Genomic DNA, 14,070 nt, shown 5'->3' with positions numbered 1-14,070 from the left:
TTATGTTGAGAGCCATCACATGGCAACAACTTCATGTTATGGAGCCAGTCTGTGGTACGACTAACTGCTCGATATAGTGCATACGCAGCGGTATCACATGCGGATCGATCTGTTCAGGAGTGATGCAATCGGCGGTGAAAAAACGAAACGCATCCACGCCCTGGAACACAAATAGATCAACACCCGAAAGTGTTTTGGCGCCCGCCTGGTGTGCGGCGCTTAACAGCTCGGTGTGGGCGGGGATGTAGACAGCATCGAAGACCCAATGTTGGGCACCCAACCCGGCGGTATCGATGGGGCAGCCGGGGTGGTTGATATGGCCAATGGGGGAGCAGTTCACCACGCCCTGCCAATGAGGCAGTTCCTGCTGCGCCTGCTCTGGGGTAATACGCGCTGCGTTGATGCCCATGGCGTTAAGGTCGCGGCTGAGGCTCTCTGCCCGGGCAGCGTCATGTTCAAGAATATGGATGTGGCTAACGGCAAGCTCTCCCAGCGCGCACGCCACTGCACGCCCAACGCCACCGGCACCAATCAGCAGTACCTCACCCGCGGGCTGTTCGCCGAAAGAGTGGCGGTAGGCGCTGATAAAACCGGTGTAATCGGTGTTTTCAGCGCGTAGACCGCTCTCATCGAACAGCAATGTGTTGGCGGTACCTACCCGGCGCACCCCTTCACCGCGGATATCGGCCAGCTGTGCGGCTTTCTCCTTAAAAGGGAAGGTGACATTGGTGCCCCGGTAGCCCTCACTGCGCAGTGCTTGAATAGCGCTGGGAAAGTCAAAACCCGTCACCCCCAGGCTATCGACTAAATCGTAGCGTACCGGCACTCCCAATGATGCCCCCAAGCGCTCATGGAGATCGGGAGATTGTGATTTTGCGATACCCTCGCCTACCAGTCCCAGTTTGATCATGCTTGGCTCTCTCCCTTGTCTTGATGACGACTGCTAATAGCCGCTTCCAAACGCTGTTGTGCGGTGACGCGCACAAAGGCATTCGGCGCACCCAGCCCTTGGTAACCTTCACGCTGCACCAGCTCGAAGAAGAACGCTTTACTGCCGGGCTGGGTGTACAACTGATGGAAGTCGCCGTCGCTGTCCTGATCAAAGAGGATGTGGTGTTCTTGCATCCATTGCAGGGTTTGCGCCGGAAGGTCGAAGCGCGCGGCCAGGTCGCGGTAGTAGTTGCCGGGAATCGGCAGTACCGGCGTGCCCGCCTGCTGCAGTGCTGCGCTGGTATCGCGCATGGCGTTGGTGCGCAGGGCAACATGATGAACCCCCGAGCCACCGTACTGGCGTACAAAACGGTTGCTGGCGGTATCCGGTGAGGCGCTGGCGTTAAGTGCAAGGCGAAAGCGGCCGTTGTCGTTCTGCAGCACTTGGCTCTGGATCAGCCCGCGGGGATCGGTGACATCGAAGGAGGGCGTTGGCGCCAGCTGGAAAATAGCGCGGTACTGCAGCATCAGCGAGAGGTAGTCGTGGTAGGAGAGCGCCACGCTGATATGGTCGATATCCACCAGCGAACCTTGGGGAACCGGCTGTACATCGACAGGGAACTCGCGATCCCAGGTACGACTTAGCTGCGAGTCGTCGATAATATAGGAGAGGCTGCCATCCACATTGCGCAGCGCACTCATGCGGTGGCTGGCGCCCACTTCTTCAGGTTCGACAATATCGTAGCCAAGTTTGTCTGCACGTTTAAACGCTTCGTAGGCGTTGCCCACGCGCAGACCAATCGCCGTTACTGCGGTGGCATCACGTCCTGGCGTACGGCCGGTAAAGCTCGATTCGGCATTGAGCACCAGGTTGACGTCGCCCGCGGCCCAGCGTTCGGCATTAAGCGTGTGGTGACGCCCTACGCAAGCCATGCCCAGGGCGCTGAGCAGCTCGCGCAGCGTCGCTAAATCCGCAGGCTCAACGGCGATCTCCAGAAAGGCGACCGACTCGATTGGCTGCGGCGCGGGGATACCGCTATCGCCCTGCATGCTGCGTAGCAGGTTGTAGGAGCGCAGCCCGTCACGAGCAGTCTGGTCGCTGTGGCCCATGCGGAAAACATCGTTAAAGATCTCGTGGGAGAGCGGGCCGTCGTAGCGGGTCTCCTCCAGCATGGCCATGAATTTATCCATCTGCAGCTCGCCCTGGCCAGGGAAGCAGCGGTAGTGGCGACTCCACGACAGGTGATCCATAGAGAGACGCGGCGCATCGGCGGTCTGCACCAGAAATATGCGATCCCCCGGAATGCGGCCAACGGTGCCCAGCTCGGTCTGGCGTGAAAAGATATGAAAGGTATCCAATACCAAGCCGACATTAGGGTGAGCAGCACGGCGCACCACTTCCCAGCTGTCGCGGTAGTCATGAATATGGCGGCCCCAGGCCAGCGCCTCATAGGCCACGCGCAGGTTACGCCGCGCGGCACGCTCGCCGAGCTCATAGTAGTCATCAGCGGCGCGGCTCAATCCCGGTAGCGAATCAGGGTGGACGGTACTGCACGCCATAAGCAGATCCGTACCCAGCTCCTCCATCAGGTCAAACTTATGCTCGGCGCGATCGAAAGCCCGCTCCCGTGCGCGGCCCTGCAGGCCTTCAAAATCACGAAACGGCTGAAGTGTGACCAGCTTAAGGCCGCGGGCGCGAATCAACTCACCTGCCTCCCGCGGTGTACCGGTGAACGCCGTTAGGTCATTTTCAAACAGCTCCAGCCCCTCAAAGCCTGCCTGGGCAATGGCATCTACCTTCTCTTCCAGCGAGCCGCTTAAGCAAACCGTGGCAATGGATGAGTACATGGCATTACGCTCCTTGCATTGAGTAACATCAGTAACCCGCCAGGCGTGGCAGGAAGGTGACTAGCGCGGGGACGAAGGTAATCAGCAGCAGAATCAAAAACTGCACGCCCAGCATCGGCAGAATGCGGCGAATAATCGGCCCCATACCCACGCCGGAGACGGAGTCGGCGACAAATAGGCAGAGACCCATGGGCGGCGTGATCAGCCCCATCATCAGGTTGAAGATCACCACGATGCCGAAGTGTAGCGGGTCGATACCCAGTGCCATGGCGATGGGGTGGAGAATCGGTACCAGTACCAAAATGGCCGCGATGCCTTCCAAAAACAGCCCCACCACCAGTAGCAGAAGAATGACGGCAATCAGGAATGTCCACTGGGTATCGATGCTCATCAGCGCCCACTCGGTGAGCATGTTGGGCACTCGCTCGAAGGTTAGTACCCAGTTGGCGGCCGCAACGGCCCCCATGATGACCATAATCACTGCGCTGTCGCGCATGGCCCGGGCGAAGATACCGGGCAGGTTAACCAGCTTGATATTGCGGTACAGCACCACGCCTAGAATCAGCGCATAGACCACGGCAAAGGCCGCCGCCTCGGTGGGCGTGACGATACCGGCAAGAATGGCACCGACCACAAACACCGGCATCAGCGCGGGCAGCAGGCCGTGGAGAAGGGCGTGGCGGCGCGACTGCTGTTTTGACTGGGTGGCGCCAAGGTCACCGGCGAAAAAGTAGACGTAGATGGAGAGCCCCAGCGCCAGCAAAAAGCCCGGCACGATACCGGCCAAAAACAGCCCCGGTACCGACACGCCAGACACTGTGAGTGCGTAGATAATCACCGGAATACTCGGCGGAATAATCGGGCCAATCACCGACGAAGCAGCGGTAAGCGCGGCGGCAAAATCCCGGGGGTAGCCCTCTTTCTCCATCGACGGTATAAACACCCGCCCAAGCGCGGAGGTATCGGCAATCGCCGAGCCGGAAAGACCCGCAAAAATCACCGAGGCCCAGATATTCACGTGCGCCAGCCCGGCTTTAAGACGGCCGACGATAGCGGTGGCCAGGTTTATAATCCGGTGGGTGATACCCGCTTCGTTCATCAGCTCGCCGGCTAGAATGAACAGTGGTATGGCCAGTAGTGGGAAAGACTCCATGCCGCCGAAAAACTGCTGGGAGACGATGCGGATGTGGTAGGGCAAATCGCCGGTGCTCATCAGCACCGTCAGCGAACCGAGGATGGCAAAAGCAAACGGCACGCCAAGCAGCACAAGGGCTAAAAGCAGTATAAAAATCATGAGGAGACCTCCTCACTGGTGTGCTGGCTCAAGCGCTGAGCGCCCATTACCAGTGCAGAGAGGCTGAGCAGCCCGCCGCCAATCAGCATGGAGGCTTGAAACAGCCACATCGGCATTCCCGTACTTGACGAGGTGCGACCTCCGCGCGCGGCGATAAATTCAACGGCTGACCACATCAAGCCAATGCCCACCACGAGCACCACCAGGTCAACGGCCACGGCCTGCCAGCGCACCCAGCGCGGCGGCAGTAAACGTCGAATAAGGTCAAAGCCGATATGCTTGTCCTGAAGGTATGCCCAGGACATGCCAAACATCAGGCCGTAAATCATCAAATAGATGGCGGTGTCTTCTCCCCAGGTAATGGAGCCGCCAAAGGTGTATCGCGCAAAGGCATTGCCTGCGACCAGCAGAAAAATCAGCACCATGGCAAGCCCTGCCAAGCTGCCATTGAACAGGATCAGACCGCGGTGTAACCGGGCGAGAAGAGGAGACATAAGAGCACCTTCGATCGATAGTCAGGCACGCAGGGTTGCGAGTGAACCTTCGAAGGCCCACTCGCAAGCGCTTTGGTTCGGCGGGGATTAGAAGCGTGCGGAAGCCTCTTCCACAGCGGAAGAAAGGCGCTCGATCCACTCTGCGTCATCGCCAAGTTCTTCGGTCAGGTACGCCTGAACCGGTGGCTGGGCGGCTTCGCGGAAGGCCTCCATCTGCTCAGCAGTGGGCTGGGTGATCTCCATACCCTCTGCTTCCAGTTTGGTGATCCCCTCTGCCGAATTGAACTGCTGAATGGCGCGGCCGGTAGTGCCGGCGACCACAGCGGCGCGCTTCACCGCGGCTTGTTCCTCTTCGCTAAGCGACTGGAATATCTCATCGTTAATCAACAGGTGATCGACACCGTAAACGTGGCGATCCAGGGTCAAGTAATCCTGAAACTCATAGAAGTTATTGCCGTAGATCACCGAGATGGGGTTCTCCTGGCCATCGACTACGCCGGTGGCAAGGGCTGTGGGTACTTCACCCCAGGCGATGCCCTGAGGCTCTCCACCTAAAGCACTGACCATTTCCAGGTAGAGCGGAATAGTCTGCACGCGGAACTTAAGCCCCTGCATATCCTCAGGCGAGTTGATCGGGCGCACGGAGTTGGTGAAGTGGCGGAAGCCGGTTTCGCCGTAAGCCAGCGTGCGTAGGCCCGTCTGTTGCAAGCAGTGTTCGGCCAGTGCGGTACCAAACTCGCCGTCCATCACCTGCCATGCTACTGGCGCGGACGGAAAGGTGTACGGTATATCCGTCACAGCAACCGCTGGGCAAAAATTGGCGTAGGCGCCGGAGACCATTGCAATACTGATGGTGCCATCCTGGGCGCCTTCAATCAGCTCGGTTTCTCCCCCTAGCGAGCCCGCGGGATAGAGCTCTACGGTGAGATCCGTTTCGGCTTCCACCAGGTTTTTAAACACTTGTCCCGCCGCGCCTTTTTTCGAAGTAGTCCAGTCATCTGGGTCAACGTGGGCGAAGCGGAGCGTCTGCGCAGAGGCGTTTGCGGCAGTCACTAGCGCGGCAGCGGCGATGGCGGCTGCTAGCGTGCGCTTCATGGACGTTTGTTTTAGTGCAAACAGTGGGTGTAGAGACATTGTTGTTGTCCTCTTATCGGGCCGTTGTCATGGGGCTGGAGAAGCCTTCAGTCTTGGCGTGCTTGGCTCTTCCATCCTTTCCCGAGCAACAATGTACGAAATGGTACGTTCAGTCAAGCTATGGCATACTAGACAAAAGACGACCACGACAATAAAAGGCACGCTCTATGACAGCCCCTTCGACCAAGACCAGCCCCTCTGCCACTCGGCGACGGCGTAAAAATGACCCCGAATCCGTGCGCGCCGATATTCTTGCGGTGGCTACCCGGGAATTCTCAGAAAAAGGCCTCTCTGGCGCCCGTATCGATGAGATCGCCGAGAAAACCCGCGCCTCCAAGCGCATGATTTACTACTACTTTAATGATAAAGAGACGCTCTACCTGCACACTCTGGAGGCCGCCTACCAGAAAGTGCGCCTGCAGGAGGCTGAGCTGGATCTTGACCACCTGGCCCCGCTTGAAGCGCTAAGCAGACTGGTGCGGTTTACCTTTTGTCATCACGCCAAAAATCCTGACTTTATTCGCCTGGTCATGATTGAAAATATTCATCATGGCCGCTTTTTGGCGCAGTCAGCGTTGATTCAATCACTCAATGCTGGGGTGATTGATGTGCTCACCAACGTTTATAGCCGCGGTGTAGAGGAGGGTTGTTTTCGCGAAGGCCTGGATCCTCGGGAACTGCACTGGCTGATTAGCGCGCTGTCTTTTTTCAATGTCTCAAACCAGCATACTTTTTCGCGGATTTTTGATTGGCACCAAGCCGCGCCTGAGAACCAGCAAAAATTAGAGGAGCATGTTACCGAGATGGTGCTGCGTTACGTGCGCCCTGACTAGTCACGCCTTAATTGCGTGCAAAAGACCGCTCATGTGGATCCACAAGCATACCTTTCGAAATAGGGCGACGTTGGTGAGTTCACACCTACCTACTTAACGTATAGTTCGAATAGCGAACATGTGTACAAATTTTGTCTTGAGCCATGCTTATAAGCTATTTTTGAGCTCTGGATAGCGTTAATAGGAAGCCTACCGCCATGCCCTCTGCATTTTTAAAACACCCCTTTATGAGCCAGCGAGCCGTTGCCGAGTGCGACGATGACGCCATGGTACGTGCCATGTTGACCTTTGAGTTGGCCCTAGCGGAAGTGCAAGAAGCCAGCGGAGCCGTACCTGACGGGATTAGCCAGCAAATGCGTGAGCAGCTTGAGCACGCCAACTTGTCTGTTTCTGAGATCGCCGATGGCATCGCCAGCGGTGGCAATGTAGCGATTCCTTTCGTCAAGCAGAGTCGTGCGCTGCTTGCCGATGAGCACAAACGCTACTGGCACCAGGGGGCGACGAGTCAGGACGTAGTCGACTCCGCGCTGATGCTGCTGCTTAAGCCACGCTTGGCGGCGCTGGATGAGTTACTGCTGCGCTGTCGATCGGCGGCGTTAAAGCTAATGGACACTCACATCGACACGCCCATGGTGGGGCGCACCCTGATGCAGCAGGCGCTGCCGATCACCTTTGGAGTGAAGGTAGCCCACTGGGCAATCGCCCTGGAGCAGAGCCGTCGCCGTTTAGGTGAGGTGGAGCTGCCCGTTCAGTTTGGTGGTGCGGTGGGCGTGCACTCGGGGTGGGATAATCTCGGGCTAGAGTGGATGGATGCGCTGGCCGAACGGTTAGGCTTGGCGGTGCCGGTGTTGCCCTGGCATACCGACCGCTACCCCATTCATGCCCTTGGCACGGCATTAGACGCGGTCGCCGGGGCTGCCGAGAAAATCGCCCTGGATGTGTCTCTGCTCACCCAAACCGAAGTGGGTGAGGTGGCGGAGCCTTCGGCGCCGGGGATGGGGGAGTCCTCCTCCATGCCCCATAAGCGTAACCCGGTACGCAGCGCGCTGATTCGTGGCGCCGCGCGGCAGGTGCATGGCCACACCAGCGTGTTGATCAACGCTGCCGCCCAGCCACTGGAGCGTGGATTGGGCGAGTGGCATGCGGAGTGGGCGCCGCTGCTGGAGAGCGCTCTGCTGGTAGAGGGTGCGCTAGAGCAAGTGGCGATGCTGCTGGAGGGGCTTGAGGTATACCCCGACAACATGTGGCGCAACCTGGCGGCCACCGGTGGCGGCATTATGGCCGAGCCAGTCGCACGCTTGCTGGCGCCTATACTAGGCGTGGAGAAAGCCAAAGCGGTTAGCGCGGAAGCGGCAGAAACCTCACGCCGGAAAGCACGCCCCTACTCAGAGGTGTTGGCCGAGCATCCTGATGTAAAAGAGGCCGTAGACCCCGAGGCGCTGCGTAATGCCTGCGACCCCGCTTTATACCTTGGTAGCAGCGCCGCCCAGGTCACTCGTGCCAAAAAATGGTTAGCAGCGCAATAAGCGTATTTAAAAACAAAGCGTTAAGTTTAGGTTTGGCGTGGTGGGTGGATTCAGCAGGGTAATTAGGTAAGCACCAATGGGTTTGACCCTATTAGCGTTCAGCAGTAGATTGTTCGTATAGAGGATCTATGTTCGCTTAGCGAACATTTCTGCTAACCGTTAAGAGGCACCCATCATGGCCGAGTTTCTCAGCTTGCATGACGCGGTAGCGCGCTACGTCGAAGACGGCGCCACCGTGGCCATGGAAGGTTTTACCCATCTAATTCCGTTTGCCGCCGGTCACGAAGTGATCCGCCAGAAGAAGAGTGACCTGACGCTGATCCGCATGACCCCCGATATTATTTACGATCAAATGATCGGTGCAGGTTGTGCCAAACAAGTCATCTTCTCCTGGGGCGGTAACCCCGGTGTCGGCTCGCTGCACCGCCTGCGTGATGCGGTTGAGAAGGGCTGGCCGCGCAAGATCGAGATTCTGGAGCACAGCCACGCGGCCATGGCCTGCGCCTTTGAAGCGGGCGCCGCCGGACTGCCGCTGGCGGTTTTTCGCGGCTATATCGGCAGCGAGCTGCCCAGCGTCAACGATCAAATAAAATTCATCGAGTGCCCGTTTACCGGCGAACGCTTGTCCGCCGTGCCGTCGGTGCGCCCGGACGTCTCGATTATTCACGCCCAGCGGGCGGATCGTCAGGGCAACGTGCTGGTAGAAGGTATCGTTGGTGTGCAGAAAGAGGCGGTACTGGCGGCCAAACACAGTATCGTCACGGTGGAGGAGATCGTCGATGACCTCAACGCCCACCCCAACGCCTGTGTGATTCCCAGTTGGGCTATCAGCGCCATCGCGGTAGCCGAGAAAGGCGCGCTGCCCTCCTATACCCACGGCTATTACGGCCGCAGCAACCGCTTCTATAAAGAGTGGGATGCCATCGCCCGCGATCGCGACACCTTTACCCAATGGCTCGACGACAACGTCTTTAACGCTGTCCAAAATCATGCAGGGGAGAACAGCTAATGAGTCTCGAATATACCTCTTCTGAAATGATGTCGGTGACCGCCGCGCGGGCGCTGGAGAATGGCATGACCTGCTTTGTGGGTATCGGGCTGCCCTCGGAAGCCGCCAACCTGGCACGGCTGACCCACGCACCCGATGTAGTACTGATTTACGAGTCCGGCACGCTGCAGACCAAGCCCGATATTCTGCCGCTCTCCATCGGCGACGGTGAACTATGTGAATCAGCGCTGACCACCGTGGCGGTGCCGGAGATGTTCCGCTACTGGCTCCAGGGCGGCAAAGTCGATGTGGGCTTTTTAGGTACCGCGCAAATCGACCGCTTTGCTAACCTTAACACCACGCTGATCGGCGATTACAAAGCGCCCAAGGTTCGTCTGCCGGGCGGCGGCGGTGCGCCGGAAATTGCCACCAACGCCGGTGAAGTCTTTATCACCCTGAAGCACTCCAAGCGCGCTTTTGTAAAAGATGTCGATTTCGTCACCACGCTAGGCTTTGGCCGCGACGGCAAAGGGCGCGATAACGTACCTAATATCGGCAAAGGCCCCACCCGGGTAATCACTGACCTGTGCGTGATGAAGCCCGACCCTGAGACTAAAGAGCTGGTAGTCGTCTCTCTGCACCCTGGCGTTAGCCGTGAAGACGTCATTGACGCCACCGGCTGGGAAATCCGCTTTGCCGAGCAGCTTGAGAGTACCCCAGAGCCCAGCGAAAACGAGCTGACGTTTTTGCGCGAGCTCAAAGCACGCACTGAACGGGCCCACGCGGACGCATAAAGGAGCTAGTTATGAGCGATGTTGTGATGCAAGACGTCTTTCTATGTCATCCCCGCCGCACCGCCGTGGGACGTTTTGGTGGCACTCTGGCCAGCGTGCGCCCGGATGATTTCGCCGCGATGATTTTTAAAGCCGTACTGGCAGAAGCGCCGGATCTCGACCCTGCTGCCATTGAAGAAGTCTTTATGGGCTGCGCCAACCAGGCCGGTGAAGATAACCGCAATGTAGCAAGGATGTCGTCGCTGCTGGCGGGCATTCCTACCTCGGTGCCCGGCACGACCATGAACCGCCTGTGCGGCTCGGGTATGGACGCGGTGGGTACCGCGTTTCGTGCCATTAAAGCCGGTGAAATGGAGTTGGCGCTGGCAGGGGGCGTGGAGTCCATGTCCCGCGCGCCCTACGTGATGGGCAAGGCCGATAGCGCTTTCGCCCGTAGTCAAAAACTCGAAGACACCACCATTGGCTGGCGCTTGGTCAACCCGCTGATGAAGAAAACCTACGGCATTGATTCCATGCCGGAAACGGCAGAAAACGTCGCCGAGCAGTTCTCTATCTCTCGTGAAGACCAGGATGCTTTTGCCCTGCGCTCCCAGCAGAAAGCCGCTGCCGCTCAAAAGGTGGGGCGTTTTGCCCAGGAAATCACCGCCATTGAGATTCCCCGCCGTAAGCAGGAACCGCTGATCTTTGACCAGGATGAGCACCTGCGGGAAACCACCCTGGAAAAACTGGCCGGTTTACCTACTCCCTTCCGGGAGGGCGGCAGCGTGACCGCAGGCAATGCCTCTGGCGTCAACGATGGCGCGGCAGCCATGCTGGTAGCCAGTGAAGCAGCGGTCAAACAGCACGGTCTTAAACCGATGGCGAAAATTATCGGCATGGCCACGGCTGGCGTCGAGCCGCGCATCATGGGCTACGGGCCGGTGCCAGCAGTGCAGAAACTGCTTAAGCGCACCGGCATCTCGATGGATGAGATTGATGTATTCGAGTTTAACGAGGCGTTTGCCGCCCAGGCGCTGGCCTGTATGCGCGACCTGGGCCTTAAAGACGATGATCCCCGCGTGAACCCCAACGGCGGCGCGATTGCCCTGGGGCACCCGCTAGGCATGTCCGGTGCGCGTCTGTTGATGACCGCTGCCCATGAGCTGCAAAACAGCGGCAAGCGCTATGCGCTGTGCACCATGTGCGTGGGTGTGGGGCAGGGCATCGCCACACTGATTGAGCGCGTTTAACGGAGGTAGTCATGGCATTTCATACCATCAATGGCCGCAGTGTGGCTTACCGCCTGCTCGGCGCAGAAGTGAACCCGCTGGTCGTGCTGGCGCACCCTTTGGGCATGAGCCAGGCAGTATGGGATGACGTGATTCCCGCACTGCTGCCCCGCTATCGGGTGCTGACCTGGGATCTCCCCGGCCACGGTGCCAGCCAGGCGGTTAGCGGTGAGCAGATCACCCCCGCTGATTTAGCCGCTGAGGCTCTGGCATTGGTAGAGCTGGCGGGCGCGCAGCGCTTTCACTTTGCCGGTACGTCCATTGGCGGTGTGGTGGGGCAGCAGTTGATTGCCGAGCATAGCGACCGTCTGTTCTCTGTCACATTGACCAACACTGGCGCGGTGATTGGTAATCCTGATCTGTGGAATACCCGCGCGGGTCGTGTACGTCAGGAAAGTTTGGCGGCAATGTCTGAAGAGATCGTACCGCGCTGGTTTGCCCCGGCAGCCTTTGAGGCCAGCCCGGCGCTGAAAGCAGGCTGGTGTACACAGATGGGCCGTGGTGACGATGAGTCTTACGCCCAGCTGTGTGAAATGCTTGGCCGCGATACCTTTACTGGCAAGCTCTCAGGTAAGAGCACGAAAGTGCAGCTGTTTGGCGGCAGTGAGGATATGGCCACGCCGCCTGCAACGCTGGAAGCCCTGGCGGCAGAACTCGATGGCGCACCGCTGGAGATTTTTGACGGCGTCGGCCACGTGCCTGCGGTAGAGGCCCCCGCGCTGTTCGCACAAAAGCTCCTCGCCGTGCTGGCAACGGATCTGGGCGATGTGGCCAACCATGGCGTGGCTTACGCCACTGGCCTGGAAACCCGCAAGCAGGTATTGGGAGAAGAGCATGTAGCGCGCTCTACCGCCAACGCCAACAGCCTGGACGCTCCCTTCCAGCAGATGATTACCCGCTTGGCCTGGGGCGAGCTGTGGAGCAACGACGACTTAACCCGCCGTGAACGCAGCATGATCACTACCGGGATTCTCGCTGCCCTTGGCCGTGAAGAGCTAACGCTGCACTTAAAAACCGCTAAACGGATTGGCCTAACGGAAGCCGAGCTGCGCCAAGTACTGATGCACGTGGCGATTTATGGCGGCGTTCCGGCGGCCAACCACGCCTTTGCCCTTGCCAAAGAGCTGGGTTGGGGCGAGTAAAGCACCACTCGCTGTACGTGTGCGGACAGGGTATCCTCATAACCAAAGGGTTATTGTGAGGGTGTTATGCTCAACGCGCGGATAAAGCTACGCCACTTGCAGGCGTTTCTCGAAGTGGCGCGGCAGCGAAGTTTTGCCCGCGCCGCTGAAAGTCTCGCCATTACTCAGCCGGGTATCTCCAAAACCATTCGTGAGCTGGAGGATACCCTCGCTGTCCAGCTATTCGAGCGCACTCCCCGTGGTGTTTCCCTTACCCAGGCTGGGCTGACACTGCTGCGACATGCAGGCCCCGCAGTGCGCGCCCTGGAGGAGGGCGTGGATGCTATTCAGGCCGTTCAAACCGGCTCTCATTGGTTACGCGTAGGCACGCTATCAACGGTTGAGAGTCGTCTTTTACCTGAAGCTCTGCGCCGTTGGCAGAGGAGTACCATCACCGAACGAGGTGCACAGGTGGTTACCGGCACCAGCGCCTTTCTGCTTTCGCGTTTGCGCCGCGGTGAGCTGGATGTGGTGGTAGGCCGCATGACAGAAGCGCGCGAAATTCATGATCTGAGCTTTGAACACCTTTATTACGAACGTCTCCAGCTAGTGGTTCGCGCAGACCACCCGTTACTGTTTGAACAGGCGCCAGGTGCCGATAAGCTCTGCGCCTACCCCTGGATTGTGCCGCCGCCGCAAACCACGCTCCGCCAACAAGTCGATAGCTTTTTTGTACGTCATGGGCTCACGCTGCCTGCCAAGCGCATTGAGACACTGTCGCTAGCGCTGGGACAGCGTTATGCGCTTACCGGCGATGCTATTTGGGTGGCGCCGGAAGAGGCGGTGCGCTCAGCCCTAGGGCGCAGAGAGCTCTGCGAACTCGCCCTGCCCTTAGAGCTCCATGGCGGTTCCGTCGGGGCATGTATCAACCGTTCACTGCGTCCTACTCTGGCGACTGAAACGTTCTGCGAAGTGTTACGGGAAGTGGCTGCCGACGTTGTCAAAGGACATAACCTATAGGTTATGAGGGGTGGATAAGTTATTAATTGGCAGGTGGTGGATTAACCATGACACTAATACCGTCTGTTTCAATCCTTGAGATACCTGTATGCCAAATGACAATAAACGCTTTGTGACCCGTGACCGTAACTGGCATCCGCCTGCCTACGCGCCCGGTTATAAAACTTCGGTCGCGCGCTCCCCCCAACAGGCGCTGGTGAGCATGCAACAGCCCACCGCATCTGAGTTGACCGGCCCGGATTTCAGCCACCTGCGCATGGGACCCCACGATAATGACCTGCTGCTGAACTTTCGCCAGGATGCGAGCCAGGGCGGGCTCCCCCAGGGTGAGCGAATTATCATGTTTGGCCGGGTGGTCGATCAGTTTGGTAAGCCGATACCCCACACCCTGGTTGAGATGTGGCAGGCCAACGCAGGCGGCCGCTACCGGCATAAAAACGATAAGTACCTGGCACCGCTAGACCCTAACTTTGGCGGTGTAGGGCGTTGTTTAACCGATGAACAGGGGATGTACCGCTTCCGTACCATCAAGCCCGGCCCCTACCCTTGGCCCAACGATATGAACAGTTGGCGGCCTGCGCATATTCACGTCTCAGTCACCGGGCCTTCAATTTCTACCCGGCTGATTACCCAGATGTACTTTGAAGGCGACCCGCTGATTCCTCTCTGCCCGATCGTGCATACGCTGAAAGATCCGCTTGCGGTGGAAACCATGATTGGGCGGCTCGATATGGCCCACAGCAAGCCGATGGATTGCCTCGCCTATCGCTTTGATGTGGTGGTGCGCGGCGAACTGCAGACCTATTTTGAAAACCAATAA

At 58.5% G+C, this 14,070-nt stretch carries 13 protein-coding genes; 8 read left to right on the top strand and 5 right to left on the bottom strand.

Annotation, left to right across the window (positions count from 1 at the left end; genetic code table 11):
• Positions 1 to 31: 31 nt before the first annotated feature.
• The 5 genes from OM794_RS22470 to OM794_RS22450 all read right to left on the bottom strand — a co-directional run bounded on the left by OM794_RS22470 (position 32) and on the right by OM794_RS22450 (position 5,700).
• Positions 32 to 910 carry a shikimate dehydrogenase family protein gene (locus tag OM794_RS22470; protein WP_226249135.1) on the bottom strand — a complete coding sequence of 293 codons (879 nt, stop codon included), beginning with the start codon at positions 908 to 910 and terminating at the stop codon, positions 32 to 34.
• Entirely contained in the window at positions 907 to 2,778 is a 1,872-nt protein-coding gene (locus tag OM794_RS22465) for a bifunctional sugar phosphate isomerase/epimerase/4-hydroxyphenylpyruvate dioxygenase family protein (protein ID WP_226249137.1), read from the bottom strand. Before OM794_RS22465 ends, OM794_RS22470 begins: the two co-directional genes overlap by 4 nt.
• A 28-nt stretch (positions 2,779 to 2,806) precedes the next feature.
• Complete coding sequence (locus tag OM794_RS22460) at positions 2,807 to 4,072, bottom strand: TRAP transporter large permease (protein ID WP_009286280.1); 1,266 nt, start codon at positions 4,070 to 4,072, stop codon at positions 2,807 to 2,809.
• The gene (locus OM794_RS22455; protein WP_226249138.1) at positions 4,069 to 4,566 is read right to left on the bottom strand and encodes a TRAP transporter small permease; all 498 of its coding nucleotides are present in this window, start codon (positions 4,564 to 4,566) and stop codon (positions 4,069 to 4,071) included. Before OM794_RS22455 ends, OM794_RS22460 begins: the two co-directional genes overlap by 4 nt.
• A gap of 87 nt (positions 4,567 to 4,653) precedes the next feature.
• The gene (locus OM794_RS22450; RefSeq protein WP_226249139.1) at positions 4,654 to 5,700 is read right to left on the bottom strand and encodes a DctP family TRAP transporter solute-binding subunit; all 1,047 of its coding nucleotides are present in this window, start codon (positions 5,698 to 5,700) and stop codon (positions 4,654 to 4,656) included.
• A 167-nt stretch (positions 5,701 to 5,867) separates the two neighbouring features.
• Between OM794_RS22450 and OM794_RS22445 the strand changes: the two genes are divergently transcribed.
• The 8 genes from OM794_RS22445 (at position 5,868) to pcaH (ending at position 14,070) form a co-directional block, all read left to right on the top strand.
• The gene (locus tag OM794_RS22445) at positions 5,868 to 6,533 is read left to right on the top strand and encodes a TetR/AcrR family transcriptional regulator (protein WP_226249140.1); all 666 of its coding nucleotides are present in this window, start codon (positions 5,868 to 5,870) and stop codon (positions 6,531 to 6,533) included.
• Between the two features lie 197 nt (positions 6,534 to 6,730).
• Positions 6,731 to 8,059: an adenylosuccinate lyase family protein gene (locus OM794_RS22440; protein WP_226249141.1), complete on the top strand. Its 1,329-nt coding sequence runs from the start codon at positions 6,731 to 6,733 to the stop codon at positions 8,057 to 8,059.
• A 175-nt stretch (positions 8,060 to 8,234) separates the two neighbouring features.
• Entirely contained in the window at positions 8,235 to 9,068 is an 834-nt protein-coding gene (locus OM794_RS22435; RefSeq protein ID WP_226249143.1) for a CoA transferase subunit A, read from the top strand.
• Positions 9,068 to 9,841: a CoA-transferase subunit beta gene (locus OM794_RS22430; protein WP_226249145.1), complete on the top strand. Its 774-nt coding sequence runs from the start codon at positions 9,068 to 9,070 to the stop codon at positions 9,839 to 9,841. Before OM794_RS22435 ends, OM794_RS22430 begins: the two co-directional genes overlap by 1 nt.
• Positions 9,842 to 9,867: 26 nt before the next feature.
• The gene (gene pcaF / locus OM794_RS22425; RefSeq protein ID WP_226249368.1) at positions 9,868 to 11,070 is read left to right on the top strand and encodes a 3-oxoadipyl-CoA thiolase; all 1,203 of its coding nucleotides are present in this window, start codon (positions 9,868 to 9,870) and stop codon (positions 11,068 to 11,070) included.
• Positions 11,071 to 11,081: 11 nt separating this feature from the next.
• Positions 11,082 to 12,251, top strand: a complete 1,170-nt coding sequence (locus OM794_RS22420; RefSeq protein WP_141440268.1) for an alpha/beta fold hydrolase — start codon at positions 11,082 to 11,084, stop codon at positions 12,249 to 12,251.
• Between the two features lie 66 nt (positions 12,252 to 12,317).
• Entirely contained in the window at positions 12,318 to 13,250 is a 933-nt protein-coding gene (gene pcaQ / locus OM794_RS22415) for a pca operon transcription factor PcaQ (protein ID WP_226249146.1), read from the top strand.
• Positions 13,251 to 13,338: 88 nt separating this feature from the next.
• Positions 13,339 to 14,070, top strand: a complete 732-nt coding sequence (gene pcaH, locus OM794_RS22410) for a protocatechuate 3,4-dioxygenase subunit beta (RefSeq protein WP_226249148.1) — start codon at positions 13,339 to 13,341, stop codon at positions 14,068 to 14,070.

Source organism: Halomonas sp. BDJS001, from assembly GCF_026104355.1.
In the GTDB taxonomy this organism is placed as follows: Bacteria; Pseudomonadota; Gammaproteobacteria; order Pseudomonadales; family Halomonadaceae; genus Vreelandella.
The sequence above is the reverse complement of the archived record's forward strand: the minus strand, read 5'-3'. Positions and strand labels throughout refer to the sequence as shown.

What these genes read in the sequence shown, in the direction of transcription:
- OM794_RS22450 (WP_226249139.1), bottom strand. Translation starts at nt 5,700, where the DNA reads ATGTCTCTACACCCACTGTTTGCACTAAAACAAACGTCCATGAAGCGC.
- OM794_RS22460 (WP_009286280.1), bottom strand. Translation starts at nt 4,072, where the DNA reads ATGATTTTTATACTGCTTTTAGCCCTTGTGCTGCTTGGCGTGCCGTTT.
- pcaQ (WP_226249146.1), top strand. Translation starts at nt 12,318, where the DNA reads ATGCTCAACGCGCGGATAAAGCTACGCCACTTGCAGGCGTTTCTCGAA.
- OM794_RS22445 (WP_226249140.1), top strand. Translation starts at nt 5,868, where the DNA reads ATGACAGCCCCTTCGACCAAGACCAGCCCCTCTGCCACTCGGCGACGG.
- OM794_RS22435 (WP_226249143.1), top strand. Translation starts at nt 8,235, where the DNA reads ATGGCCGAGTTTCTCAGCTTGCATGACGCGGTAGCGCGCTACGTCGAA.
- OM794_RS22465 (WP_226249137.1), bottom strand. Translation starts at nt 2,778, where the DNA reads ATGTACTCATCCATTGCCACGGTTTGCTTAAGCGGCTCGCTGGAAGAG.
- OM794_RS22430 (WP_226249145.1), top strand. Translation starts at nt 9,068, where the DNA reads ATGAGTCTCGAATATACCTCTTCTGAAATGATGTCGGTGACCGCCGCG.
- OM794_RS22455 (WP_226249138.1), bottom strand. Translation starts at nt 4,566, where the DNA reads ATGTCTCCTCTTCTCGCCCGGTTACACCGCGGTCTGATCCTGTTCAAT.
- pcaF (WP_226249368.1), top strand. Translation starts at nt 9,868, where the DNA reads ATGCAAGACGTCTTTCTATGTCATCCCCGCCGCACCGCCGTGGGACGT.
- OM794_RS22440 (WP_226249141.1), top strand. Translation starts at nt 6,731, where the DNA reads ATGCCCTCTGCATTTTTAAAACACCCCTTTATGAGCCAGCGAGCCGTT.
- pcaH (WP_226249148.1), top strand. Translation starts at nt 13,339, where the DNA reads ATGCCAAATGACAATAAACGCTTTGTGACCCGTGACCGTAACTGGCAT.
- OM794_RS22420 (WP_141440268.1), top strand. Translation starts at nt 11,082, where the DNA reads ATGGCATTTCATACCATCAATGGCCGCAGTGTGGCTTACCGCCTGCTC.
- OM794_RS22470 (WP_226249135.1), bottom strand. Translation starts at nt 910, where the DNA reads ATGATCAAACTGGGACTGGTAGGCGAGGGTATCGCAAAATCACAATCT.